Below are 25,773 nucleotides of genomic sequence, written 5' to 3' on the forward strand. Positions count from 1 at the left end.
TTTATTTTTTTAAAAATTAACATCTACACCAAAAGTGTATACGCTTGGGGTTGGGAAATAACCAGTTACATTTGATCTAAAACTTTCAGGATCAAATCCTTTCCATTTAGTAATCGTCCAAATATTTTCTCCTTGAAGTCTAATTCTCATACTTTTAATAAAAGTCTTATCTAAAAACTTAGCAGGAACATTATAACCAATACTTAAATTTCTTAATCTAATATATGAAGCATCATATAAAAATCTATCAGAAATATCACCAGCATCATAATTAGTGTTATCCCATGAAGGAACTGAAGAATTAGTATTTGTTGGTGTCCAAGCATTCAAGACATCTCTTGATACTGGAAAAGGATTTATATTTCTTATATCCATTAAACCTGCATAATCATCATCAAATCTATAGATTTCTGCTGCAAAAGCAAAAGCAGCATTTACAAAGAAACCTTTATATGAAGCATCTAAACCAAAACCTCCTTGATAAACAGGTATAAATGTTTTGTTAGTCAATCTTCTGTCTGCATCAGTAGGATTTTCTGTTTCATTACCATCTTTGTCTAAAAACAATAAATTACCATTTGCCGGGTTAACGCCTACATAGGGTACTAAGTTATACTGATTAGCTTGTTGACCAACCACATTAGCTAAATTTGCACCTATTCTTTGTATTCCTGTTCCTGGATCTAAAACTCCTAAATCATCTATTTCATTATCATTGTATGAACCATTAGCATTAATAGATAATTTTAAATCTTCTGATTTTATAATATCATATCTCAAACTTAATTCAATTCCTTTGTTAGATAAAGAACCATTATTTCCACTAATAGATGTTACCCCATTTGCTGAAGAAATTGGAATTGCTGTAAATAAATCAGTAGTAACTTTTTTATAGAAATCTAAAGACCCAGAAAGTCTACCCATAAAATCAAAATCCAAACCAATATTTGCTTGAGAAGTAGTTTCCCATTTCAAATCTGGGTTTCCAAAGGTGGCAACACCAAAAGAAGTGGTATTACCATATCCTTGTTGTATGTTATTCAAACTTCTAACTGCTTGCGAACCAAGAAAAATTGTTGAAACATCAGAATCAACATCTCTTGATACTATATTTTGATTACCTGTTGTACCATATGAAGCACGTAGTTTTAGATCTTTAATAAATTCATTATCTACCAAAAAATCTTCTTTCGAGATATTCCATCTACCTGCTACAGACCAAAAAGTCCCCCACTTATTATCATCTGTAAAACGATAACTAGCATCTCTACGAATGGTTCCTGCAAAACCATATTTAGAATCATAATCATAATCTACAGTACCGAAATATGAAAATAAACCAGCGTCAATTCTAGATGCAGCTACTGTTGGAGCGTATGCTAAAGGCAGAGCTGTACTATATGGAATATAACCTGTACCAGCACCAGGGTACCAAAGCAAAGGATTTAAACCAGTTTGTTGAAATAGAAAACTTCTTCTATGCGCTTTTACATACTCTGAATAAACAGAAGCGTCTAAAGTATGCTTTTCCCCAAAAACTTTTTTATAGTTTAACTGATTTGTTGCATTAAACATAAACTCTCTATTGCTTCTTTGCGTTTCTAAACCATGAAAGGGTTGACCAGCACCCACAGCTCTAACAACTGAAAGATAAGCATTTGGTCCAATTGCAAAAGTCCTTTTATCTTCGGTATAGTCAGCTCCAGCCGTTACTCTATATGTTAAATCATCAGTAATTTTATACCCAAAATTTCCAGAGATGATAGTTTTGTATTCATCAAAAAAGCTTGGTGCATTATTTTTTCCATATAAATCCATTAACATAAATGGTATAATATTCAAACTTGGAGAACCAAAATCATTAAACAACTTTTGACCATTTACATAAGTACTTGGACTGAAATAACGTGCTGAATTTAGATATCCTGTTAAAGGATTTTGCAATACATTGTTATTAATTCCTGCTCTTGTCTCTTGTTCCAATTGATTTCTTTTAGAATAAACAGCAGTTAAATTCAAACCATAAGTGATTTTATTGTTCGTAGATTTACCTGACAAATTAGATCGTAATGTAAATCTTTTGAAATCAGAAGTAGGAATTATACCATCTTGTTGAAAATAACCAATGGAAGTAAAATTCTTAACATTAGCACTTCCTGATGTAATACTTAAATCCTGACTTGATGTTTTACCTTGTGTAAAGAAAATATCTCTCCAATCGGTATTCACTTTATAGGCATCAATATTATTAGGATCTAAAGTAAATCCAGCTCCAGAACCAGTAAAACCAGGACCATCTTGTCTAAGGTTTTGCAATTTTAAATGTGTGTTAGCATCTATCAAGTTGTATTTATCTCCACGAAATTCAGAGACACCATAAGAAGAAGAAAGATTAAATGATAAGTCTTGATTAAATTCACCCCTTTTGGTTGTAATAACAATTACTCCATTCGCCCCTCTATTACCATAAACAGAAGTAGCCGATGCATCTTTTAATACAGAAACGGTCTCAATATCATTTTGATTCAAGTTTCTGAAAAAAGATTGAGTCAAAGGCACACCGTCTATAACGTATAAAGGCTCAGTACTTGCGTTAAGCGAACCTACCCCTCTAATAATAACATCAATTTTGTTTGTACCAGGCTGTCCAGAAGCTAAAGCAATATTTGCTCCTGCTAATTGTCCTTGAAGTGATTGAAGTACATTGACATTTGGCCTTCCTTCAATTGTTTTTGCAGAAACAGTCTGAGTAGAACCAATTGATTTTGCCTTTGTTGAAGTTTTTCCATAACCCTCAACTACTACTTCAGCTAGTTTTTGAGTTGCAACCTCTTTCATCACTACATTTATAGTATTTGAGTTTCCAACAGTCATCCTAACACTTTCTAGTCCAATGAAAGAAAATACTAAAACGTCACCTTGTTTAGCTTTAATAGAATACTTACCATCAAAACCTGTCTGCGTTCCTTTTTTAGTACCACTGATAACCACATTAACCCCAGGAACTGCACCTGTCTGATCAGTAACAGTACCTGAAATAGTCTTCTCTTGCGCGAAGACAAATTGCATTGACAGCGCCAATAGCAAAGAAAAAATCCATTTGAATTTTGATCTCATATTATTATTGTTTGAATTAGTTATGCAACAAAAATCATAATTAATTCTTAATTAACAAAAAAAACTAAGAATTATTTACAAACCTAGAATTAATTCAATCCTTATACAATTGTTAAATAAATATTCAATATCACATTTATTTCACACTATTTATGTAATACAATAAATAAAAAATAAATTTTTGTTAAAAAACATCAAATACTTCATTCTTTTCATTTAACAAAAAATTTAGACATATAGGGTTATATTACTAACACAAGGCATTTGAAGGATTGAATATTAACTTTTTATGTAATACTTCCTTCACATTTCAACCCACCTTTACTTAGTAACACGAAAGAATTAATCGAAAAAACGCCAGAAAAAATAGAATCTAGATAGAAAATGAAGTAATTATTGGTATCTGTAATCAAAATTTAGCCAATAGAAATTTAAGCGATTCGTATTAAAATTACATCTAAAAGATCCTATAGGATTCTGTAGAATAATTGATTACAAAAAAGGCACATAAAAGTTTTTGTTATGTTATTGATTCAAAAAAAAGAGAACATATTATTTATAGAAAAGAAATTGAATTTTTAAACTTTTTATCAAATTCAAGTAACCCAACAAACAAAATTCTTGAATTTATAATTCCTCAAGCCATTAAATTAATGCAGTAATATAAGCTAGAGTCCCTGTTTTTTTTGTGACAAAGAATATGAGACACCAAATACCCTGTAAAAATAAAGCCTATTAAGGAAGGTACTGCTTCTGCATTCTGATTTTATCCAGAATACTTTTGGAATTATGACTATGTGAAATGTATTTTATGCTACAATAAAAAATAAACTTTGATGAAAACGATTGTAGTTTTGAAGAAAGTGTAAAAATTACATTTGAGAATAAACTTCTTAACTAATGAAATTGATACATTGACAACTACAAAAAAACATCCTAAATATTGAAGCAATTTAGTTGTAGAAACTTGCTACAATGTCTTCTGGATAAAAAAAAAGAGTCCGAAATGAATTCGAACTCTTTTTGCATACTAATCTTAAAAAAAAATTATCTTCCAGCATTTACTGTATCGTCAATATTTGGATTGGCATCGATTTCTGCTTGTGGGATTTTTAAGAAGAAACGATTGTCATTGGCTTGCAAATAAAATGGGTTCCCTGTTACATTATTCACCCCTTTTAATCGATGATTTCCTGTTCTTACCATTGGAGTTCCAAGGCGTTTTGCATCAAACCATTCTACTCCATTTTCCATAAACAATTCTTTTCTTCGCTCTACTAAAATTTCATCTATTAAGGCCTGACCAGTAGTAGCACTTTGAACTGCATTAGCATCTCTATTTTTTTGTAAAGCGTACAATACTGCTTTTGCTCCTGCTTCATTGCCTTGTCTTGCTTTAGCCTCTGCTTCAATCAATATCATCTCAGGATATCTAATAATTGGGGAGTGAGAACTAAAACTAAATGAGAATTTATTAGATACATAATATCTATAGTCAGTGGGTGCATAAGAAGGATTTTTCAAATTAAACAATCTCCCCGCTCCTACGCCACCACGAATATCGGTAGCCGAAAACATATTAACAAAATCTGAATTAACATAAATAGATGAATATCCATTAGATCTATGATCAGAAAAGGCATGAGGCGCTAACCAGAAGAAGCTGGATTGATCGTCTGATTGCGGCGAACCCCATAACCACTCTCTGTTTGTATAATCCTTAAAACCAGCTGCATAGGTTGAAGCATCTAAAACACTGGCTGGATTTCCTCCATAAGCTGCTATAGCAGCAGTTTCAGCCAAATTCCATTGCCCCATTACTTGATAAACTTCAGCTAAAATCGCATTAGCAACTTGTTTATTTACATAGGATTTACCTAATCGGCTAGTACTGCATAAACTTACAGCTTTGGTTAAATCATCTACAATAAAATCGTACATTTCTTTTACTGTAGACATCGCAGCAGGAGTTGCGGTTGGGTCTTTATAAATAGGGGGTGCTGGAAAATTTGGATCTAACTTATACGATTTTGAAAATTCCAGAACCAATTGATGATAAAAGAACGCTCTTAAAGCGTATCCTTGCCCTAATAATTCATTTTTATCGGTTTCAGATAACTTGGTACTTTCTGTAACTCCTTTGATTAACGTATTGATTTGATTAATCATAAAATATGGGTAAGTCCAAGAAAAGTTAGTTCTTCTGTAGGTAGGTTCTCTATTATCATTTTCATAATCAAATTGATACCAGTTGGCATCTGAAATCACATCGTTTCCTTTTACTGTTCTCGCGAAAAACAAAGAATTTACACCAGCAGCATCAGTAGAGGTAAACTGGCCTCTAAATCGACGCATAATCCCTGACAAAACTCCATTGGCACTTTCTCTTGTATCAAAAGCTGTACTAACAGGCACACCATTTGTTGGCTTTGCTTCATTAATAAAATCATCACCACAACTCACTATCGACAGCGCTCCTAAAAAAGCTACCATCAATTTTTTTATTATATTCTTCATAATATTATTATTTTATTAAAATCTAAGATCTAAAAAGTACAGAATTTATTCTTTAAAAATCAATTTTCATTCCGATAGAGGCAATTCTTTGGTTATAGGATCTACTATCTGTAACCCCATCAAAACTTTGTTCTGGATCAATTCCTTTATGAGATTGCCAAGTAAACAAGTTGTCTCCTTGAAGATACAATCTCAAATTATTCATTCCTAGTCGATTGATTAATTCTTTATTCATGTTATATCCAATATTTAAAGCTTTCAATCGGATATAATCATTTTTAAATAAGAAACGAGTAGAAGTTGAAGCAAAATCATTATTAGCTTGATACAAATAAGGAACATTAGTGATATCTCCGGGTTGTTGCCAACGATCTTCTAAGTCAACATGACCAGGGCGTCCGGGATCCTTCAAACCTGACATTAATCCAGCATAGGATGAATCATAAACATAGGCTCCAAAACTAAAATTGAATAAAATGTTCATGTCAAAATTTTTGTATTTGAAGTAATTACTAAATCCTCCGACTACATCAGGCAAAGAAGATTTTCCAGTATATCTTCTTTCAGCTGCTGCATAAGAAAAAGTTGTATTGCGTTGACCGTTGCTATCTACACCAGGAGCATACCACATAGCTCTACCTGTATTTGGGTCTACTCCAGCCCATTCTTGCATCCAAAAATCATATATAGAACGCCCTACTTCCCAACGTTTTGTTCCAACAATAACTGAAGATTGTGTCAATTCTGAAATTTCGTTTCTATCAAAAGAAAAATTTAAATCAGATGTCCACATAAAATCATTATTTCGAACATTCACTGTATTAAAAAACACCTCTAATCCATAGTTTCTTAATGAACCTGCATTGGTCAAATAAGTCGTATTTCCTGTAGAAGGGGCCACTGGTATTGCATAAATTAAATCAATAGATTTTTTCTGATAGGCATCGGCACCAAATTTAATTCTGTTATGAAAAAGTCCAGCTTCAAAACCAATATTTGCAGAGGCTGTTTTTTCCCAAGTTAAATTTCTATCAGTTGGATTTCCTAATGAAATTCCAATATTTCCCAATTCACTGAAACCAACATTATACAATTGTTCGTAAGGGAAATAAGAAGATGTTTTATTGTTACCAAGCTCACCATAAGACCCTTTTAAACGCAAGGAGCTAATCACATTATTATCTTTTAAGAAATCCTCATCTTTGATACTCCATGCACCTCCAATAGAATAAAAATTACCCCATCTCACTTTTTCAGCAAAACGAGAGGAACCGTCTGTTCTATAAGATCCTTCAATAAAATATTTATTTTTGTAATTGTAAGATGCTCTACCTAAATAAGAAGCTAGTCTTTCTTCATTAATACTTCCTCCGACACCAACTGGTTTTGTAGCACCATCGTTTACATCAACTCCTGGTAAAAATCCTTCACCACGTGAATACATCGCATCAATTTTGAAGGAATAGGCTTCTTGAATTGCATCTATAGAAAATGTATGATCTCCAATGGCCTTTTTATAATTTAAACTATTGGTTATGTTAGTAGATGTGGAAATATCTCTATTTTGAGTTATTCTTCCTTTTACAGACGATGCATTACCATATAAAGGAGAGTTATAATTGTAATTATCAAATAAATACTTTTGAAAAGCTACCGTTGTCTTAAAGGATAAACCTTCGGTTATGTCTAACCCAATATATCCATTTAATGTCATATCATCACGGGTATTTCTTACTGTATAATTATACAAAGCCCCAATAGCACTTTCGTTTTGCAACATGGGTCGGTTAGAATTCAAAGACCCTGTTCCTCCACCATAATCATAGGTTTTTTTACCAAAAGAGTCCAAAACAAGATTACCATTTGCATCGTGTTGGAAAACTGGATAAATAGATGACACAGAATAGATCCATTGTATTGGGCTTTGGAAAGAATTACCATTTTGTGTTGGATAATTTTGCAGAGAATTGGTATATCCCATATTCAATCCTGCGCTTATCGTTTTATTAATTTTGGTAGCAATATTTAATCGAACAGAAGTTCTTTTGAAATTTGAGGTCATTAAAGCACCATCTTGATCTAAATTATTTACAGAAAAAGCATAAGTAGTATTATCACTTCCTCCATTGATTCCAACAGAATTTTCTCTTCGTATTGCAGCATTATTAATTAAAGTACTTTCCCAATCCGTGTTCCAATATTTATCAGAAGTCACTAAATTTCCATTAGCATCTACTGGCACTGCAACTTTATACGGATTATATTTTAAAGCTGAAATTAAACCTGCAGAAGCGTTTGCTCCTGCTACAGTTGGAGATTGCCCACTTGCAAATTGAAAAACATTTCTTCTAGCTTCCCAAGTTAATTGCATTAAACGATCGGTAGATAGCAATTCATGCATTCTTACAGCATTACTACCCACCCCGATAACCGAATTGATTGTAACACTTGTTGGTGCATTTATTTTACCTTTTTTAGTAGTAATGATAATCACCCCATTAGATCCTCTCGATCCATACAAAGCAGTAGAAGAAGCGTCTTTGAGGACGTTCATGGATTCAATTTGATCCGAACTAATTGAATTAATATTTCCATTATATGGTGCACCATCCAAAATAATTAAGGGTTCTGAAGAAGAACTAATAGATCCAATTCCCCTTATTCTAATAGAAGGATTATCTCCAGGTTGTCCACCGGAAGTAATAACATTAACCCCAGCTACACTTCCTTGAATGGCCGACAAAACACTTGTTGCTTGTTGCTTTTCTAAAACGTCTTTTCCAACCGTAACAACCGAACCCACTATCTCTTTTGATTTCTGCTTACCATAAGCAACTACTACCACCTCTTCTAATTCTTTGGTACTGGATTCGAGATTAATTGATAAATTTAAGTTAGAACCAATTGTAACTTCTTTGTCTTGCATTCCTAAATAAGAAATCAACAATACATCTCCAGTTTTTGCTTTTATTACAAAAAGTCCATCTAAATCCGTTTGAACGCCAATAGAAGTACCTTTTATAACTACATTTGCTCCAGGGATTGGTCCAGTTTTGTCTGAAACTTTACCATTAATAATTTTGTCTTGTGCTACTATTGTTTGCATAGATAAAATTATCAATAAAGAAAAAATCCATTTTAATTTTAATTTCATGATATCGTCGTTTTAATTGTCTTGCTGCAAAACTCACAATAAATTACAAATTTCACAAATTACTGATTTAAAGATAGTTAAGTTACGAATAATAAAAAAACATATTTCACAATATTTTTAATTTTTTTTTTATTTTGTATTTTTTTATCCAATAAAATCAAAATAATTTTCTTTCTTTTTGTTAAAACTTATTAGATATGTTATGTCTTAAATTTTTCATAAATAATATAGAAGCGGGCTGTGATGAGGCAGGTAGAGGGTGTTTAGCAGGGCCTGTAACTGCTGCTTCTGTAATACTTCCTTTGCATTTCAAAAACTCTTTACTTAATGATAGCAAACAATTAACAGAAAAAACACGAGAAAAACTTAGGATAATTATAGAAAATAAAGCAATCAGTTATGCTGTTACACATATTGAACCCAATGAAATCGATGAAATCAATATTCTAAATGCATCTATAAAAGCTATGCAAGAATGTGTAGTAAAGTTGAACCCAAAACCATCAGCTGTGATAATTGATGGTAATGCTCCTTTTATACCCAAAAGAGGAATTATCAAAAAAGGAGTAAAAATATTTTCTGAGGAAGAAATTCGTTTTTTAAGTACAATACCCAATGCGAGTATCATAAAAGGAGATGGAAAATACCTAAGTATAGCTGCTGCATCAGTTTTGGCTAAAACATACAGGGACGAATACATGAATCGCATTCATGAAGAATTTCCTATGTATAATTGGAAAAAAAACAAAGGCTACCCTACTCAAGAACATCGGGAAGCCATAAAAAAATACGGTGTAACCAAATACCACAGAATGAGTTTCAGATTATTGCCTGAACAACTCAGTTTAGATTTATAAACTTAGAACTATGATTCTTTCTATTTATTTAGTGCTGTTCTATAAACTCACAATCAAACATCGATGCAAAGTGCTTTAGGATTTTTGATTTCACTTCATTCTCATCTACAACTTCTACTCCAAGTTCTACATTCAAAGAGGTAACAGCCTTACCTCGAATGCCACATGGAATGATATTATCAAAATAGCCTAAATCTACATTTACATTTAAAGCAAATCCATGCATAGTTACCCAACGGGAAGCACGCACTCCCATGGCACAAATTTTCCTTGCAAATGGAGTTCCAACACCTAACCAAACACCCGTTTCTCCCTCGCTTCTACCACATTCTAAACCATATTCTTGTAAGGTCAGAATAATAGCTTCTTCGAGAAATCGCAAATATTTATGTATATCTGAAAAAAAATTTTCTAAATCTAAAATAGGATATCCCACAATTTGCCCTGGCCCATGATACGTAATATCTCCTCCACGATTGATTTTATAAAAAGTAGCACCCTTTGCTTCTAATTGCTCTTGATTTAAAAGCAAATTACTCATATCGCCACTTTTCCCTAAGGTATATACATGTGGATGCTCTACAAAAAGCAAATAATTAGGCGTTGGAAAATTTGTTTCCTCTCTCCTATTTTGAACTTTCAAATCAACGATTCCTTTGAACAATTCTTCTTGGTATTCCCAAGTTGCCTTATAATCTTTACTGCCTAAATCTTGAAGTTGGATTTTTTTATTCATTTATCTATTTTCTAAAATTCTACTTCAATATTCATTTTTTCTGGGGCATCCATATATTCTGAAAAGGGGTATTGAATGGTAATGGTTTTTCTGTCCTCGCTAAACATAGCGGCAGCATTAGAAACTTTCTTAACAGGTTTTGCAAAATGATACTTTATTATATAATTGGAAGAAGCAAAAATCATTTTATTCATTTCGGCCGCTTCCTCATTTTGTACTACTTTTTTAGAGGTATTCAAAGTAGCAGTTCGTTTAAATTTATTTCCTTTAAAACTATAAGATACAACCGCATTGTTGTTCGCAAAACCATCCGCAGAAACACCCGCAGCAAACTCATTCGTTTTATTGAGTTTGTTTTGAAGTGAACTCATTGTAGTAATAGCAACCATTGCATCTTGTAACTCTGAGACGTTCTTGAAATTAGTTTGCAACGAAAACAAAAACTGCTTTTGCTCTTGATTCATTTGCATACGCATGCTAAAATTTTCCAATTTTTTAAATAATTGTTGTTCTTCAATTGATAATTTGACAATACTATCTTTATTTTCTTCCATAAGCTGTTTGAAAGTAAAAATAGAATCAACATTCTTTTCGGTTCTAAGAGAATCTTTAGGCATCATTGCCATTAAACTTGAACCATCTAAATCCACATTGAATTTTCCCGAACCATCAGCTTCTATGTAAATATTCTCTGTAACCGTACAACTTGTTAATAGCAACGCCATTCCCAAGATTAAAAACTTTATCGATTTCATATGTACTATTTTTATGTGAAAATGGAAAAAAGTATGCTACAATAATATACAAGTATCTATTTCCTATCAATCTTTTTATATGTGCCAAAGATACTAAAACCCGTGGCACACTTTATAGAAGAAAAAATCTTTATTAATCCATCCAATTATTCTTCAAAAACGATTACAACTGATGTGCTAATGGGATCAAATAAACTTTCGAGCAATCCAAAAGTTATTTCAACTGATTTCTTATCAGGACTGACTTTGGCATTAGGGTTTGAAACTGATTTTATCATTTTTGTAAAATGATAATGCAAGGTTATTTTTTGATATAAATTCTTCTGAGGTAAACCTGATTTGATTGCTACAATTTTCTCTCGTTTTTTTTTAAACTCCTGTTCATCTTTAACACTTACTATTCTTTTAAATTCATTTTCAGTAAAAACAAAAGCTATTTTATAATAATGTTCTTCGGCACTTAGCGCATAATTATGTACCAAATCACTAACATATTCTTGTGTTTTGTATAAATCGGCGATTTGATTGGCTTGAAGAAAATTTTGTGTAAAAATGGTTCTGAATTCCTTTTCAAAAGAATTCTTCTTAATGTGCACTTTCACGCCTTTGTATGCATTAAAAACGGCTTTATCTTCAGGTGTTAGCCTAGAAAAAGTTGCTGAATATTTTGAAATATAATCATCAAAAACATAAGTAGTGTCTTCAAAAACTTCGTTTTTGTTATATTCCTCTCCTGCCAATTGCTGATAACTCTGCTCTATTCGAAGCATTTCGACCGAGATAGTTCCACTACCGTCTTCATTAAAATGGATGGTTTCGGTTACTTGGCAGCTAGCACAAAAAAACAGCAAAAAGAAAATAAAATGATGATATCCGATTCTCATATAAAAAAATTAAAATTCGAATATACAGAATAATCTTATAGTTAAATGTTATGAAAAACATAATTCCCTAAAATAGCCCTAACCGCAATGGCCTCCTTTTGCTTTTTTCTTAAAAAGAAAAAAATATAGCGAAGAGCAGGACGACTGGTCTTGAAAAACCAAAGTGGTGCTCCAAAAAATCTAAAATCTAAAATCTGAAGTCTGCATTCTTTTCTTATCTTTGCAGACTTAAAATTCAGAACATAATGGCCTTATCAGAACAAGAAATTATCCGAAGAGAAAAACTACAAAGCCTACGTAATTTAGGAATAAACCCTTACCCTGCACAACTTTTTCCTGTAAATCATACTTCAAAACAAATAAAAGAAAGTTTTGAAGAAGGCAAGAAAGTTATTGTGGCAGGACGTTTAATGAGCGTTAGAGATCAAGGAAAAGCTTGTTTTGCTGAATTACAAGATAGCGAAGGACGTATACAATTGTACGTAAATCGCGATGTTTTATGCCCAGAAGAAGACAAAACAGTATACAATCAAGTTTTCAAAAAATTAACCGATTTAGGTGATTTTATTGGTATTGAAGGAGAATTGTTTACTACCAAAGTGGGTGCACAATGTATTCGTGTAGATGAATTTACCTTTTTGAGCAAAACCTTACGTCCGTTACCATTACCAAAAATCGACGAAGAGGGAAAAATTCACGATGCGTTCAACGATGCCGAATTGCGTTACAGAATGCGATATGTAGATTTGACCGTAAACCAACACGTAAAAGAAACCTTCATCAAGAGAACGAAATTGTTCACTGCAATGAGAACCTTCTTTAACGAAGCTGGGTATTTAGAAGTAGAAACTCCTGTTTTGCAATCCATTCCTGGTGGTGCAGCAGCGAGACCTTTTATTACGCATCACAACTCTCTAGACATTCCATTGTATATGCGAATTGCCAACGAATTGTATTTGAAAAGACTAATCGTTGGTGGCTTTGATGGTGTCTACGAATTCTCAAAAAATTTCCGTAACGAAGGTATGGACAGAACTCATAATCCTGAATTTACCGCTATGGAAATCTATGTAGCCTACAAAGACTACAACTGGATGATGGAATTTACAGAGCAATTATTAGAATATTGCGCAACAGCAGTAAACGGAACAAGCGAAGTAACTTTTGGCGAGCACACTATCAATTTCAAAGCGCCTTATGCTCGTGTAACAATGACCGATGCTATCAAACACTTCACAGGTTTTGATATTTCTGGAAAAAGCGAAGCTGAATTGTTTGAAGCAGCCAAAGGAATGGGAATTGAAGTGGATGAAACTATGGGTAAAGGGAAACTGATTGATGAAATTTTTGGAGCAAAATGCGAAGGAAATTATATTCAGCCAACGTTCATTACTGATTATCCAAAAGAGATGTCGCCATTATGTAAAGAACACCGCGATAATCCAGAATTGACTGAACGTTTCGAATTGATGGTTTGCGGAAAAGAAATCGCCAATGCCTACTCAGAATTGAACGACCCTATTGACCAAAGAGAGCGTTTTGAAGACCAAATGCGTTTGGCCGAAAAAGGAGATGATGAGGCGAACGGAACTATTGACGAAGATTTCTTGAGAGCATTAGAATACGGAATGCCACCAACCTCTGGATTAGGAATTGGAATGGACCGCTTGATGATGTTCTTGACCAATAACGCCTCTATTCAGGAAGTGCTTTTGTTCCCACAAATGCGACCAGAAAAGAAAAAAGCTACCGTAGAGTTAGAAGCTGATGAAAAAGTAATTGTTGCCATTTTACAAGCCAATGACAATCAAATGGAATTTAGTTTACTAAAAATCAAATCCGAATTGAGTGGTAAAAAATGGGACAAAGCTATGAAAAACCTTTCTGCACTTGGAATGACCGAAGTTGTGGTTGATGGTGATGTTAAAGCTTGTCGATTGAAAGAGTAATCTTTTCTTAATATAAAAATAAACCCGATAATATGACCTATTATCGGGTTTATTTTTATATTCAAATTACATTTTTACTTCTTCTTTAATATGCTTCGAGCGCAGCTTATTGTCTTTTGCATATTTTGCTAATTGTATACCAACCTCTTTACTCCTATCCGAAGATAAAACAGTAGCACCATTGGTTATTAATTGATAATACAATCCATCGCCATTTGCAGCAGCGCTTTTATCAATATTGCCCATTGTTCCCAAGATGCAAGCGATTGAACGACTATGTAAATAGGCATATACTTCTGGTTTAGGGTCCGAAGTTCCTACAAAGGCGACCATTTTTTCTGCTTTTACACCCAAAGCTTCCATACGTTCTACATCCTCTTTTCCTCTTGCAGAAACAGAAATCATCAAATCGGGAGCCATACGAGCTACTTCTGCTGCTTGATTGGCGTTGTAGGTTATGATTACGGAATACGCTTCTGCCTTATTTCGACGCACTGCATCGATTACTTTTCGCATAGGAACTCCTCGTTTTACATCCAACGTGTAAATTACTTTTCCCTTCCCCCATTGCAATACTTCATCCAAGGTCTCTATTTTGTACGGAGTTGGATTGCCTTGGGTATCTTCTAGATAAAAATCTTGTAATTCTTTGTACGTGTAATTGCCAATCAATCCCGTTCCTGTCGTGGTTCTATCTAACTTATCATCATGCATCATTACCAAAACCGAATCTTTGGATAATGCAATATCGGTTTCGATTATTGCTGGATTATACTGAATCGTATTAGCAAAAGTTGGAGTGCAATTTTCTGGAAAACCTACTGTTGGTCCTCCTCTATGCGCGCTTACCAAAGGGTATGATTTTTTAGAATACGTCAAGAACTTTTGCAATTCTTTTCCTCTTTTAAATTGTATTCGGTATTCCTTAGTTTGAGCAAAAATCCCATTTAAGGATAATAAAAATAAAAAAACTAGTATGACATTCTTCTTCATTGCATAGATTTTGAACCAACAAAAATACCTATTCTTATTCGTTGTCGAGTCTCTTTTTTTTAAAGTTAATAAAAGAATAACAAAGTAACTTATCAACAATCTACCTCAAAAAACAACTAAAAAGACCGCAAAACAAGGCTTCAGGACGGTTAATAAAAGAGCATAAAAAAACGTAAAATATGATAAATATCAGGTCGCTATTTTGCATTTAGACGTAAAATAGCACTACCAAATACAAATTCCGCAACTCACATAAACAACTGATTTTAATTTGTTTACAACAAAAAACAAAATTGGTTGGCTATCTCAGAATTAAACTTCTGAAATCTAACTAATTATTAAAACACTTATTCATTTATAACAACAAACACAAACTTAAACTTTCAAAAAACTATGGAAAAATATGTAATCAAACGAAACGGAGAATACCGACCTTTTGAGGAATTCAAAATCAAAGATGCCATTGAAAAAAGTTTCAACAGTGTTCAATTGGCAATAGACGAGAAAGTAGTAGATAGTGTTTTCGAACAACTTCAATCTAAAACTACTTGGGCCGTAGAAGAAATTCAGGATTGCATAGAAAAAACCCTTTTTGAAAAACAATATTTTGATGTGATGCGTTCGTTTATGCTCTTTCGACATACACGAAAGTTACAACGCGAACACATCAACGGACTTAACGAAGACACCACCTATGTAGACAGCACGCAAACTATTGAAGAATACATTGAACAAACCGATTGGAGAATCAATGCCAATGCCAATACCTCCTACTCCAATGCTGGTTTGGTAAACAACGTAGCTGGAAAAATAATTGCCAACTATTGGCTAGACAAAGTCTACAGCAAACAAGAAGGATACGCCCACCGAAATGGCGATATTCACATACACGATTTGGATTGTCTTACGGGCTATTGCGCAGGTTGGAGTTTGAGAGTCTTACTCAACGAGGGATTCAATGGTGTTCGCGGACGTGTAGAAAGCAGACCACCCTCGCATTTTAGAGAAGCTCTGGGACAAATGGCTAATTTCCTAGGAATTCTTCAAAGCGAATGGGCCGGCGCACAAGCCTTCAGCTCCTTCGATACCTATTTAGCGCCTTATGTGTTCAAAGACAATTTATCCTTTGATGATGTACTGAAAGCCGTTCGCAGTTTTGTCTATAACTTAAACGTGCCAGCGCGTTGGGGACAATCACCGTTTACCAATATTACCTTGGACTGGGTCGTTCCCGAAGATTTGAAAACTCAAATTCCAACCCGAAAAGACATTCATTTTTTTGACAAAATAACCAATGAAGACCTATTACTTCGTGCACAAGCGCGTGGAGTGAAAACGTTAACCGAGTTGCGTTACGAGCATTTTCAGCCAGAAATGAACCTCATCAATAAAGCGTATTATACTGTAATGACCGAAGGTGATGCCAACGGACAACCTTTCACTTTTCCAATTCCAACCGTAAATATCACCGAAGAATTTGACTGGAATGGAGAAAACACCGATTTGCTATTCGAAAATACCGCTAAAATTGGGTCGTCGTATTTCCAAAATTTCATTGGAAGCCAATACATTCTTGACGAAAACGGCAACAAAGAAGAAAACCCTAATGCCTACAAACCCAACGCCGTTCGTAGTATGTGCTGTCGCCTCCAACTCGATTTACGCGAATTACTCAAACGCGGTAATGGTCTTTTTGGAAGTGCCGAAATGACCGGAAGCATTGGAGTTGTGACCATCAATATGGCGCGATTGGGCTATTTGTATCAAGGAAATAAAACCGCTTTGCTAGAACAATTAGACCATCTTTTATACCTTTCCAAATCAACTTTAGAGAAAAAAAGAGTCTTTATTCAAGAAATGTACGACCGCGGTTTGTACCCTTACACCAAACGCTATTTGTCGCATTTCAGAAATCATTTTTCTACCATTGGTGTCAACGGAATCAACGAAATGATTGTCAATTTCACTCAAAAACAAGACCAAATCACCTCTAGAACCGGAATCGAACTGGCAGCCGAAATTTTGGAACACATCCGAAACCGAATGAAAGAATTCCAAGAAAGCACCGGAAACCTTTACAATCTCGAAGCCACACCAGCCGAAGGAACCACGTATCGCTTTGCTAAAGAAGACAAGAAACGCTTTGCCGACATCTATCAAGCGGGAGAAGGAGACAATATCTATTACACGAATAGTTCTCAAATTCCAGCCGATTTCACCGAAGACCCATTCGAAGCCCTTTGTCTGCAAGACGAATTGCAATGCAAATACACCGGCGGCACCGTATTACACCTTTATATGAGCGAAAAAATCAGCTCATCCGAAGCCTGCAAACAATTTGTCAAAAAAGTAATTTCAAATTTCAAATTGCCCTATATCACCGTGACTCCCGTATTCAGCGTTTGCCCCGTACACGGCTACCTAAACGGCGAACACGAGTATTGCCCAAAATGCGACGAAGCCCTAATTCTCGAAAAAGAAAAAGAAGCACAAGCCTTATAATTATACGGAGCAGTAAGCAAAGGCTTTTTCAGGAAACACCGTCCCGCTCTCCGCTACAATCTTTGCTGCCGAACCCCGGCAGCAAAGGATTTTCACTGCGATCGGGGCTAAAGAGCCACAAATTGCCCTTTTGGAAACATCCAAAAACTTTAAACTTTTAAACAACTTTAAACAATTTAAACCTTAAACTTTTAAACAATCTAAAACCCTAAAATAATGAAAACACATCCCATTCTAGAACAACATCCAGAACGCAGAACCAAATGTTTAGTATACACTCGCGTAATGGGCTATCATCGTCCCGTAGAAAGTTTCAACATTGGAAAAAAAGGAGAACACAAACAACGCATCCATTTTAATGAATGCAAGTGCTAGCACGCCCATTTACAGCATAACGCCTTTTACCTTACTAGATTATCCGCATCAGTCGGCCTGCATACTTTGGTTTGCAGGCTGCAACATGCGTTGTCTGTATTGTTACAACCCCGAAATTGTGTTGGGAAAAGGGAAACTCAGCTTTCAACACGCCCTAGATTTTCTACAAACTCGAAAAAACCTACTCGATGCTGTAGTCTTTAGCGGTGGCGAATGCTTGTTGCATAAAAAGAGTATCGAGTTCATTGCAACCGTCAAAAAAATGGGATTTCTAGTCAAAATTGACACCAACGGCTCTCAACCCAAAGTTCTCCAAACCCTTATCGACCAACAAACCATTGATTATGTCGCATTGGATTTCAAAGCCATGCCCTACACTTTCGAAAAGATAACCCAATCGGATTTGTTTGCTCCTTTCGAACAATCGCTCGATTTGTTGCTTCACCATTCCGTACCCTTCGAAGTACGCACCACCATCCACTCTGAGTTAATCTCAAAAGAAAACCTTCGAGACATGGTTAATTTTTTGGAACAAAAAGGCTATCAAGGCAATTATTACCTACAGTATTTTGTCAATGACGCGCCCACCATTGAAAAAATGGGTTATTCACAACGAGAAATCAACGTAGAAGAATTATCGACCGTAACGATCCAATTAGTAATTCGGAATTAAAATCACCCCGATAGCGCGGATTTGCAATCCGTGCCCACAACGATGAGCCACAAACATAATCAGTGACCACAAAGCAAATCTACTCCAAAACAAAGAAATACAAGTTATTTTTTCTTTATTTTGTAGCTTTTATTGTATTTTTAAATAAAAAAATGTCAACAAAATATAAAGCAACAACAACAGATCAGTAGTATTTTATATCCATAACAACAGTTGGTTGGGTTGATATATTTACACGACTCAACCAAAAGTATAATATTGTTAATGCTTTGCGGTATTGTCAAGAGAAAAAAGGGCTTGAAATTTACGCGTATTGCATTATGCACAGTCATATCCATTTAATGTGCAAAGCCACGAATGGTTTTATTTTATCTGATGTGATGCGTGATTTTAAAAAATTTACTTCCAAAAAAATTATTCAAACAATTATAGAAGAACCTGAAAGTCGAAGGGAGTGGCTTTTGACTTATTTTGAAAAAGCGTGTGCCCATCTTAAGAGAGATCAAAGTTATAAAGTATGGCAAGACGGCTATCACGCTGAAATAATAGAAACCAATTGGGTCATAAAACAAAAAGTGAATTATATCCACAATAATCCTGTAAAAGAAAAAGTAGTTAGCTCACCTGAGGATTATTATTTTAGTTCTGCTAGAAATTATGCGGGTATAGAAAATGATTTAGAGGTCTTAATGTTGGATTTATTTTAGATTGTTTATGCACTGTGTGGGCACGGATTGCAAATCCGCGCCATCCAAATAGTATCTTACTCCTACCCGCAACTTGGAGTAAATCGGAAAAAATCACCCCCCAATCTTAATCATGCTTCTATTCTGAGAGAATAAATCAGGATTTTGAAATTTGGCATCATTGTCCATACCGCCGCGCATCGCGTGTTTGGACTGGATGTTTTTATAAATAAGCGGTTCGATAGGGTTTCCCGCTCTCAGGGTCGGCAACAAGGCAGTTTCTGAATTGGAAAACAAGCAATTTTTTAGTTTTCCGTCGGCGGTGAGGCGAATGCGGTTGCAGGTACTACAAAACGGATTCGTAACCGAGCTAATGATGGAAAAACTACCGGTAAACCCCTCTATTTTATAATTTTTAGCGGTATCATTAGGTTGGTCTTGCATGCGCAGCAATTGGGTTTCCGAATAGACGGAATGCACTTGTTCGATAATTTCGGCATAGGAAACGAGTTTTTCTTTATTCCATTGGTTGCCATCGAAAGGCATGAACTCAATAAAACGAATTTGAAGCTTTTGCGTTTTGGTCAAGGCTATAAAATCTAAAATTTCATTGTCATTAAAACCCTTGATGACCACCACATTCAATTTGACTTGAAAATCATTTTGCTGCAACAATTCAATGTTGTTCCATAACTGATTGAATGAATCCCTACGTGTTATGGTTTTGTATTTTTCTTTTTGCAAAGTATCAATACTTACATTCAACGCTTTTATTCCAGCTTTTTTAAACGTTGGCATAAAATCGTGTACCAAAAGTCCGTTAGTTGTCAAAGTAAGTTGCACACCCAATTGTCCCAATCGTTCGATAATGGAATGCGCTTCTTTACGCACCAAAGGCTCACCGCCCGTGAGTCGAATTTTGGTCACGCCCAAATCTACAAAGGTTTGCGCAATGGAAACAATTTCGTCTTCGGTCATTAAGTGCGGTCTGGGAGTTAAGGCAATTCCTTCGGCAGGCATGCAATAGGTGCATCTCAAATTGCATTTTTCGGTAATCGAAATGCGTAAATAAGAATGCGTACGAAAATGCGTGTCCTGCAACAAAGGGGAATTATTGCCCATGATTAAAGCCATTTAGAAGTTGGAACAAATGCAAGACCGATGGAAAAACCGCATCGATAGATTCGCTGGCTCCTGCGGTAGAACCGGGCAAAGCCATAATTAACGTATTGCCTTTGAAACCCACCACACTTCTAGATAACATAGCATAAGGCGTTCGCTGTTGTCCGTAGGAACGAATCGCTTCTTCGATACCAGGAATACGACGATCTAGCAACGGGATCACTGCTTCCGGTGTCACATCTCGATTGGACAAACCTGTGCCTCCCGTTAAAATAATCAACTCTTTTTGATCTTCACAAAGTTGGTGGATTGTAGTTTGAATGTCTATGATTTCATCTGGAATGATGGCGTAATGAGACACTTTTAAGCCAAGATTCGTTACTTTTTCGGTAATTACTTTGCCTGCACGATCTTCTTTTTTACCAGCCGAAACACTATCCGAACACACAATCACTGCTACGGACAAATCCAATCTTTTTTTGGTTCCAAAATCGGATTTACCGCCTTTTTTGTGCAAGAGTTTGATGGTCGAAATTTCTACTTGTTTGTCGATAGGTTTGAGCATATCATACATCGTCAACGCTACAATTGACGCACCGTGCATGGCTTCGACCTCAACACCGGTTCGGTAAATGGCTTTTACGGTTACGTTAATTAATACCGAATCTTCGAGTAATTCGTATTCAATTCCGGTGTATTCAATCGGTATAGGATGACAATCCGGAATAGCACTCGACGTATTTTTTACCGCGAACAAACCAGCAGTTCGGGCCACTTCCAAAACATCGCCTTTAGGCACCGTTTTGTTTACAATCGCTTGCATTGTAGCGGGTGTCCCAACTTTGACAATGGCCTGAGCGGTTGCGGTACGTTGGGTGATTATTTTATGGGTGATATCTACCATTGGATTTAAGATTATAAGATTTAGGAATTGGGATTTCGAATTTGGAGTTTGGAATTTAAAGTTTGGGATTTGTAATTTGAGATTTGGAGTTTTAGCAATACAACCCAAATTTTAAGATAACCTATGTTGTTCCCCCTTCTGGGGTTAGGGGGCTATTCTCTTTCCACACATAGGTTTCGTCTTCCAAAATTTCTTTCCCGAAAACGGGTGCTTTTTCTTTGATTTCCTCTACCAAATATTCCAAAGCTTCGTAAACCACTTTGCGTCTTGGAGCAGAAACAAAAACAAAAAGGCAAATTTCGCCCGCATTCACTCTGCCCAAACTATGGTAGATATGCATACAAGTCAGTTCATACTTTTCAAAAGCCGATTCGCGTATGGTATGAAAGGAAGCTTCAGCCATTTCTTCATAAGCCGAATAGTCAATGGCGGTTACTTTTTTCCCGTTAATTTCGTCGGCACGTACTTGTCCGAGAAAAATATTGTGGGCTCCAATGCTGGTTTTGCTTTGGTGCTTGGCGATTGAATTCCCAATAAACTCGGCGGTGATTTGTCCTTGAATAAAGGAACTTTTCTTTGGCTTTTCTGTTGACATTTTTCTGGTGTATTTTTTTATTGTAATTGGTTTTTTAGTGACATTATACCCTTTCCTAAATGGAAAACACTAGTAAATCCTGATTTTTCTAGATACTGCATCGCTGCAAGACTGCGCTGTCCACTTTGGCAAAACAACAGTATTTCCTGATTTTTATCCAAACTCTTACTGTACGCTGCTAGTTCTCCGAAAGGAACCTGAATGATATTTGTTCCTTTATATTCTGGAAGTTCCTCCACTTCCCGAACGTCAATCACCACAATTTCTGGTTTGCTGCATTTTTCTAAGAAAGCTGAAGCGCTTAGACCATTGTGCTGGTTTTTTGCTTGTAAAAGCTTATTTCCGTTAACGAATCCTTTCTCTATCTCTTTTTGATTTTTGGCAAAAGTCATGATTTGGGTTGGACCACGAAGTGCATCGTACAGTAAAAGTTTCCCCGACAACACCTCTCCTATTCCCAAAATAATTTTAAGCACTTCTGTGGCTTGAAAACTTCCCAACGTCTGAGGAACCACTCCCAGCACACCCGACATTTCACAAGTAGGAATGGCGAGTCCCTCTTCTTTTTCTGGAAACAAACAACGATAGGACGGACCGTTTTGATAATTAAACACCGAAACCTGCCCTTGAAATTTGTGAATCGAAGCGTAAACCACAGGAATTCTTTTAGCGACCGCCACATCGTTAATCAAATACCGAACACCGATCGCATCGGTACAATCGACAATGATTTGGAACTTTTCTATACTGGTTGCAGCATTATTTCCATCCAAAAATTCAGGAAAAATAATTATTTCCACTTCAGGATTTAGTTGTTGTAGCACTTGTTTGGCCACTACAACTTTGCGTATTCCCACATCCGAATTCGTATATAAAGACTGACGGTGCAAGTTGGATTCGTCCACCACATCCCCATCTACAATTCCGATACACCCAACGCCAGCCATTACTAGATTTTGCAAAACAGGGCAACCTAAACCACCAGCGCCAATGACCAAAACGCGGGCGTTTTGTATTTTTTGCTGACCGAGGTCTCCCACTTCTGGAAGAATGATTTGTCTGGAATAGCGGGTGTTGTTTTGCATTTTTTTTAGTACCTAGTGGATAGTGATTAGTGGTTAGTAAAAAGTTTATTTATTTATCAACCACCGGCAAAGGGAGGCAAAAAAGCAATCACATCGGCATCTTTTAAAGCAAGGTCATCATTACAAAGTGCTTGATTCAAAGCCATACTGTAGGGGGTTTTTTGAAAAGTAGGGAAACGCTGTTCAATTGAGTTTTTCAATCCCAAAAGTGTGGTTACATTAGGCTCTAACACTATTTGTTCCTCGTTGTTATGGGTAATTTCAGCTAACAGGCCAAAATATTTTAGGGTAATTCTCATTGTTTTAAATTTTTATACTCTTCTGGCGTGTTGATATTTTGTAATTGTGCACTCCATTTGTCAGGAACAGTAAGCGTTTGGTAAGTGAGTTCGTCCACAAATCTTCTTACCTTGAGTTGATTGCCCGCTAAAAATTCAGGCAACAAAATACGTACGGAACGATCATACACCGCCACCAAAGGACTTGGCTTATCATTAACTTGTACTTGCGTCATTTGATAGGCTTCCGAATGTGCATTGACCAACCACTGTAACAATTCGGAAGAAATCATTGGAACATCCAAACTCAAAATTAAATTACGTTTGGTTGTGGTATGTTTCAAAGCCGTGTAAATTCCGCCAAGAGGTCCTTTGTTCGTCACGATATCCGAAATTCGGGTTACGCCCAAAGCATCGTATCGTTCATCTGAAGAAATTAGTACGATATTATTCCCCACTACGGGAGTTAAAGCAGCGATTATGTTCGCCACAAAAGACTGCCCTTTCCACTCCAAAAACCCTTTGTCGGTACCCATACGTTGGCTTTTTCCTCCGGCTAAAATATAGGCAGTAATGGTATTTTCCATAATTTAATTATTAAGCGGTCGTATATAATTTAAAAACAGCAATTCCTAATACCAGCGCTAAGACATAGCGCAATTGGTTGGTATTCATTTTTTTACTTCCAAAAAAAGCACCCACTACTCCACCGACAAAAACAATTGCTATTAAAAGCATGGACGCCTCAGGCAACGTACCTCCTTTAGAAGCAAATCCTATTAAACCAGAAATAGAATTTACTAAAATAAACAAGGCCGAAACTGCTGCCGTTTGTTTGATGGTGGCCCATCGGAGCAGCAATAGTATAGGGCTCAAAATAATTCCGCCTCCAATCCCCAACAAACCTGACAAAAAACCGATGATTGCACCAATTGTCAGAGCTAACGGAATGGATATGGGTTTTAGTTCTGTATTTTCCTTTCCAAAAAAGCCCAACAATCGAAGTACTGCAAAAACCAGCACCGTGGCCAAAATTATTTTGTAATAGAAGGCGTTGATGGTCAAAAATCCTCCTAAAAATGAAAAGGGAATCGAAGTAAGAGCAAAGGGATAAAACAAGGACCACTTCATTTTCCGTTCTTTATAATAGAAATAAAACGATACTGCCGAAACCAAGATATTCAATACCAAAGCCGTAGGTTTCATAAAAGTCATTGGAAATGAAAAAAGACTCATCAAGGCCAAATAACCACTGGCGCCTCCGTGTCCCACACTTGCATACAAAAAGGCAACTATAGGCAATAAAAGCAGCAGAAGAGGTGAATCAAAAAGTGTGGCCACTGTCATAGATTGTGTTTTTTTATTTGTTCGTCTAAAAAATCCCAACAAGCTCGATTGATGCTTTCAAAAGAAGCGATTAACGATTTACCATAAGGCGTCAACACAGTCCCTCCGCCTTTGCTTCCGCCAATTTGAGTTGTAATCAAAGGGCTTGATGCTGCCTTGTTGGATTCATCGGCTAACTTCCACGCTTTTTGATAAGACAAATTCATCGCTTTTGCTGCTTTGTTTAGCGAACCCGTTTCATCGATTAGTTTCAGCAATTTTACCCGTCCATCGCTAATCAGGACACCCTCTTCGGATTCAATCCAAATTTTACTTTTAATTTTCATTGGTAAAATTTATTTTGATAAGAATCATCCAGAATTTCTAAAGGATACTTCTATTGGTTAGTACGCTATTCTTATTGGGTTTCAATACTACTTTCGTTATACTTTCACAAATATAACGAATTTGATGGTACAAAAAAAAAGAATAGCCTCCGATTTGTTAAGTTAACAACAAACACTATTTCTTAAAGTCTAATTGTATTCTTGTCTTACCGAGGGCAGTGAGATGTAACGAGGGTTCTCGACTGCGCTCGAACTGGCAAAATTGACTATGTAAAACCCGTTGGAAGAAATTGTTTTTTACCACATAGAATCATAGAATTTATAGTTTTTTAAAAGAATTCAATAGACGTTTTACTATTCACATAGCTAATCTATTGTGAGAAATAGTGCTATTTCTTTTTTTTCTATGTTGATTTGCTAGTAATCTATGGCTCTAGCCTGCACTGAGGCATCGAAGTGTGGTTAGGCATTTTATTTTTTTTTATTTCACCCAACGGGTTATGTAAAAAAAGGTATTGGCAAAAGGGATGGAGTAGCTCATTTTTTTAAGCATAAAAAAAACTGCTCAAAGAACAGTTTTAAATTTTAACTTCTAGGTCTAGGTTCTGAATAGCATTCCCTTGTGGTAGTTGTACAGCACCTTATCGTAAGGCACATATAGTGAGCGAATTTCTTCAGAATCGCTATCAAAAGTCATTTGATTGTGTTTTCTAAATAAGTAAATTTCTTTTAAACAATTGGACAAACTTTGATGGATAAAGGTTGTAAACATGGGTAATTTTGCATCCCCAACATACAAGTCCAATTGGTAATTGGAGCTACTTTTGGATAAATTATTTCCAACAATACTTATGGTGAATTTAGCTGGGGCTCCTTTGTGGGTACCTTGATATTATAAGATCATATCGGCTATTTTTT

General features: G+C 35.6%; 22 protein-coding genes. 6 read left to right on the forward strand and 16 right to left on the reverse strand.

What is annotated here, in order from left to right:
* Positions 1-9: 9 nt before the first annotated feature.
* The 3 genes from ACSVH5_RS12195 to ACSVH5_RS12205 form a co-directional block, all read right to left on the reverse strand.
* Positions 10-3,117 (reverse strand): SusC/RagA family TonB-linked outer membrane protein, encoded by a 3,108-nt coding sequence (locus tag ACSVH5_RS12195; RefSeq protein ID WP_438061690.1) that lies wholly within the window; start codon positions 3,115-3,117, stop codon positions 10-12.
* Between the two features lie 1,047 nt (positions 3,118-4,164).
* Entirely contained in the window at positions 4,165-5,634 is a 1,470-nt protein-coding gene (locus ACSVH5_RS12200) for a RagB/SusD family nutrient uptake outer membrane protein (RefSeq protein WP_438061691.1), read from the reverse strand.
* Positions 5,635-5,686: 52 nt separating this feature from the next.
* Positions 5,687-8,788 (reverse strand): SusC/RagA family TonB-linked outer membrane protein, encoded by a 3,102-nt coding sequence (locus ACSVH5_RS12205; RefSeq protein WP_438061692.1) that lies wholly within the window; start codon positions 8,786-8,788, stop codon positions 5,687-5,689.
* A gap of 197 nt (positions 8,789-8,985) precedes the next feature.
* Between ACSVH5_RS12205 and ACSVH5_RS12210 the strand changes: the two genes are divergently transcribed.
* Entirely contained in the window at positions 8,986-9,645 is a 660-nt protein-coding gene (locus tag ACSVH5_RS12210) for a ribonuclease HII (protein WP_438061693.1), read from the forward strand.
* A gap of 28 nt (positions 9,646-9,673) precedes the next feature.
* Here ACSVH5_RS12210 and lipB read toward each other — a convergent pair whose 3' ends face one another.
* The 3 genes from lipB to ACSVH5_RS12225 all read right to left on the reverse strand — a co-directional run bounded on the left by lipB (position 9,674) and on the right by ACSVH5_RS12225 (position 12,020).
* A complete protein-coding gene (gene lipB / locus ACSVH5_RS12215; protein ID WP_438061694.1) occupies positions 9,674-10,381 on the reverse strand; it encodes a lipoyl(octanoyl) transferase LipB in 708 nt (235 codons plus the stop codon).
* A gap of 11 nt (positions 10,382-10,392) precedes the next feature.
* Positions 10,393-11,136, reverse strand: coding sequence for a hypothetical protein (locus ACSVH5_RS12220; RefSeq protein WP_438061695.1), 744 nt, complete (start codon positions 11,134-11,136; stop codon positions 10,393-10,395).
* A gap of 146 nt (positions 11,137-11,282) precedes the next feature.
* A complete protein-coding gene (locus ACSVH5_RS12225) occupies positions 11,283-12,020 on the reverse strand; it encodes a hypothetical protein (protein WP_438061696.1) in 738 nt (245 codons plus the stop codon).
* 245 nt (positions 12,021-12,265) lie between these two features.
* On the opposite strand from ACSVH5_RS12225, the gene lysS reads away from it, so the two are divergent.
* Entirely contained in the window at positions 12,266-13,969 is a 1,704-nt protein-coding gene (lysS, locus tag ACSVH5_RS12230) for a lysine--tRNA ligase (RefSeq protein ID WP_438061697.1), read from the forward strand.
* A gap of 66 nt (positions 13,970-14,035) precedes the next feature.
* Here lysS and ACSVH5_RS12235 read toward each other — a convergent pair whose 3' ends face one another.
* Positions 14,036-14,962: a glycerophosphodiester phosphodiesterase family protein gene (locus ACSVH5_RS12235; RefSeq protein ID WP_438061698.1), complete on the reverse strand. Its 927-nt coding sequence runs from the start codon at positions 14,960-14,962 to the stop codon at positions 14,036-14,038.
* A 393-nt stretch (positions 14,963-15,355) separates the two neighbouring features.
* Between ACSVH5_RS12235 and ACSVH5_RS12240 the strand changes: the two genes are divergently transcribed.
* The 4 genes from ACSVH5_RS12240 (at position 15,356) to ACSVH5_RS12255 (ending at position 19,219) form a co-directional block, all read left to right on the forward strand.
* Entirely contained in the window at positions 15,356-17,464 is a 2,109-nt protein-coding gene (locus ACSVH5_RS12240; protein WP_438061699.1) for a ribonucleoside triphosphate reductase, read from the forward strand.
* Between the two features lie 216 nt (positions 17,465-17,680).
* Positions 17,681-17,839 (forward strand): anaerobic ribonucleoside-triphosphate reductase, encoded by a 159-nt coding sequence (nrdD, locus tag ACSVH5_RS12245; protein ID WP_438061700.1) that lies wholly within the window; start codon positions 17,681-17,683, stop codon positions 17,837-17,839.
* Positions 17,823-18,512, forward strand: a complete 690-nt coding sequence (locus ACSVH5_RS12250; protein WP_438061701.1) for an anaerobic ribonucleoside-triphosphate reductase activating protein — start codon at positions 17,823-17,825, stop codon at positions 18,510-18,512. The genes nrdD and ACSVH5_RS12250 overlap by 17 nt, the downstream gene beginning before the upstream one ends.
* Positions 18,513-18,709: 197 nt before the next feature.
* Positions 18,710-19,219, forward strand: coding sequence for an REP-associated tyrosine transposase (locus ACSVH5_RS12255; protein ID WP_438061764.1), 510 nt, complete (start codon positions 18,710-18,712; stop codon positions 19,217-19,219).
* Positions 19,220-19,312: 93 nt separating this feature from the next.
* Here the strand turns inward: ACSVH5_RS12255 and moaA are convergent, their stop codons facing one another.
* The 9 genes from moaA to ACSVH5_RS12300 all read right to left on the reverse strand — a co-directional run bounded on the left by moaA (position 19,313) and on the right by ACSVH5_RS12300 (position 25,627).
* Complete coding sequence (gene moaA / locus ACSVH5_RS12260; protein ID WP_438061702.1) at positions 19,313-20,320, reverse strand: GTP 3',8-cyclase MoaA; 1,008 nt, start codon at positions 20,318-20,320, stop codon at positions 19,313-19,315.
* The gene (gene moaCB / locus ACSVH5_RS12265) at positions 20,310-21,224 is read right to left on the reverse strand and encodes a bifunctional molybdenum cofactor biosynthesis protein MoaC/MoaB (protein ID WP_438061703.1); all 915 of its coding nucleotides are present in this window, start codon (positions 21,222-21,224) and stop codon (positions 20,310-20,312) included. Before moaCB ends, moaA begins: the two co-directional genes overlap by 11 nt.
* Before the next feature lie 121 nt (positions 21,225-21,345).
* Positions 21,346-21,819, reverse strand: a complete 474-nt coding sequence (locus ACSVH5_RS12270) for a molybdenum cofactor biosynthesis protein MoaE (RefSeq protein ID WP_438061704.1) — start codon at positions 21,817-21,819, stop codon at positions 21,346-21,348.
* Positions 21,820-21,836: 17 nt separating this feature from the next.
* Positions 21,837-22,904: a ThiF family adenylyltransferase gene (locus tag ACSVH5_RS12275; RefSeq protein WP_438061705.1), complete on the reverse strand. Its 1,068-nt coding sequence runs from the start codon at positions 22,902-22,904 to the stop codon at positions 21,837-21,839.
* 56 nt (positions 22,905-22,960) lie between these two features.
* Positions 22,961-23,203, reverse strand: a complete 243-nt coding sequence (locus ACSVH5_RS12280; RefSeq protein WP_438061706.1) for a MoaD/ThiS family protein — start codon at positions 23,201-23,203, stop codon at positions 22,961-22,963.
* Positions 23,200-23,769 (reverse strand): molybdenum cofactor guanylyltransferase, encoded by a 570-nt coding sequence (gene mobA / locus ACSVH5_RS12285; RefSeq protein WP_438061707.1) that lies wholly within the window; start codon positions 23,767-23,769, stop codon positions 23,200-23,202. Before mobA ends, ACSVH5_RS12280 begins: the two co-directional genes overlap by 4 nt.
* Before the next feature lie 10 nt (positions 23,770-23,779).
* Positions 23,780-24,529, reverse strand: coding sequence for a sulfite exporter TauE/SafE family protein (locus ACSVH5_RS12290; RefSeq protein WP_438061708.1), 750 nt, complete (start codon positions 24,527-24,529; stop codon positions 23,780-23,782).
* Positions 24,526-24,855 carry a winged helix-turn-helix domain-containing protein gene (locus ACSVH5_RS12295; RefSeq protein ID WP_438061709.1) on the reverse strand — a complete coding sequence of 110 codons (330 nt, stop codon included), beginning with the start codon at positions 24,853-24,855 and terminating at the stop codon, positions 24,526-24,528. The genes ACSVH5_RS12290 and ACSVH5_RS12295 overlap by 4 nt, the downstream gene beginning before the upstream one ends.
* A 598-nt stretch (positions 24,856-25,453) precedes the next feature.
* A complete protein-coding gene (locus ACSVH5_RS12300; protein WP_438061710.1) occupies positions 25,454-25,627 on the reverse strand; it encodes a hypothetical protein in 174 nt (57 codons plus the stop codon).
* Positions 25,628-25,773 lie beyond the last annotated feature (146 nt).

The organism is Flavobacterium sp. RSSA_27, from assembly GCF_051547125.1.
In the GTDB taxonomy this organism is placed as follows: domain Bacteria; phylum Bacteroidota; class Bacteroidia; order Flavobacteriales; family Flavobacteriaceae; genus Flavobacterium.

What these genes read in the sequence shown, in the direction of transcription:
- ACSVH5_RS12290 (WP_438061708.1), bottom strand. Translation starts at nt 24,529, where the DNA reads ATGACAGTGGCCACACTTTTTGATTCACCTCTTCTGCTGCTTTTATTG.
- ACSVH5_RS12250 (WP_438061701.1), top strand. Translation starts at nt 17,823, where the DNA reads ATGAATGCAAGTGCTAGCACGCCCATTTACAGCATAACGCCTTTTACC.
- ACSVH5_RS12220 (WP_438061695.1), bottom strand. Translation starts at nt 11,136, where the DNA reads ATGAAATCGATAAAGTTTTTAATCTTGGGAATGGCGTTGCTATTAACA.
- ACSVH5_RS12225 (WP_438061696.1), bottom strand. Translation starts at nt 12,020, where the DNA reads ATGAGAATCGGATATCATCATTTTATTTTCTTTTTGCTGTTTTTTTGT.
- lipB (WP_438061694.1), bottom strand. Translation starts at nt 10,381, where the DNA reads ATGAATAAAAAAATCCAACTTCAAGATTTAGGCAGTAAAGATTATAAG.
- ACSVH5_RS12295 (WP_438061709.1), bottom strand. Translation starts at nt 24,855, where the DNA reads ATGAAAATTAAAAGTAAAATTTGGATTGAATCCGAAGAGGGTGTCCTG.
- lysS (WP_438061697.1), top strand. Translation starts at nt 12,266, where the DNA reads ATGGCCTTATCAGAACAAGAAATTATCCGAAGAGAAAAACTACAAAGC.
- ACSVH5_RS12235 (WP_438061698.1), bottom strand. Translation starts at nt 14,962, where the DNA reads ATGAAGAAGAATGTCATACTAGTTTTTTTATTTTTATTATCCTTAAAT.
- ACSVH5_RS12300 (WP_438061710.1), bottom strand. Translation starts at nt 25,627, where the DNA reads ATGTTTACAACCTTTATCCATCAAAGTTTGTCCAATTGTTTAAAAGAA.
- ACSVH5_RS12270 (WP_438061704.1), bottom strand. Translation starts at nt 21,819, where the DNA reads ATGTCAACAGAAAAGCCAAAGAAAAGTTCCTTTATTCAAGGACAAATC.
- mobA (WP_438061707.1), bottom strand. Translation starts at nt 23,769, where the DNA reads ATGGAAAATACCATTACTGCCTATATTTTAGCCGGAGGAAAAAGCCAA.
- ACSVH5_RS12210 (WP_438061693.1), top strand. Translation starts at nt 8,986, where the DNA reads ATGTTATGTCTTAAATTTTTCATAAATAATATAGAAGCGGGCTGTGAT.
- ACSVH5_RS12280 (WP_438061706.1), bottom strand. Translation starts at nt 23,203, where the DNA reads ATGAGAATTACCCTAAAATATTTTGGCCTGTTAGCTGAAATTACCCAT.
- moaA (WP_438061702.1), bottom strand. Translation starts at nt 20,320, where the DNA reads ATGGGCAATAATTCCCCTTTGTTGCAGGACACGCATTTTCGTACGCAT.
- ACSVH5_RS12195 (WP_438061690.1), bottom strand. Translation starts at nt 3,117, where the DNA reads ATGAGATCAAAATTCAAATGGATTTTTTCTTTGCTATTGGCGCTGTCA.
- moaCB (WP_438061703.1), bottom strand. Translation starts at nt 21,224, where the DNA reads ATGGTAGATATCACCCATAAAATAATCACCCAACGTACCGCAACCGCT.
- nrdD (WP_438061700.1), top strand. Translation starts at nt 17,681, where the DNA reads ATGAAAACACATCCCATTCTAGAACAACATCCAGAACGCAGAACCAAA.
- ACSVH5_RS12275 (WP_438061705.1), bottom strand. Translation starts at nt 22,904, where the DNA reads ATGCAAAACAACACCCGCTATTCCAGACAAATCATTCTTCCAGAAGTG.
- ACSVH5_RS12240 (WP_438061699.1), top strand. Translation starts at nt 15,356, where the DNA reads ATGGAAAAATATGTAATCAAACGAAACGGAGAATACCGACCTTTTGAG.
- ACSVH5_RS12205 (WP_438061692.1), bottom strand. Translation starts at nt 8,788, where the DNA reads ATGAAATTAAAATTAAAATGGATTTTTTCTTTATTGATAATTTTATCT.
- ACSVH5_RS12200 (WP_438061691.1), bottom strand. Translation starts at nt 5,634, where the DNA reads ATGAAGAATATAATAAAAAAATTGATGGTAGCTTTTTTAGGAGCGCTG.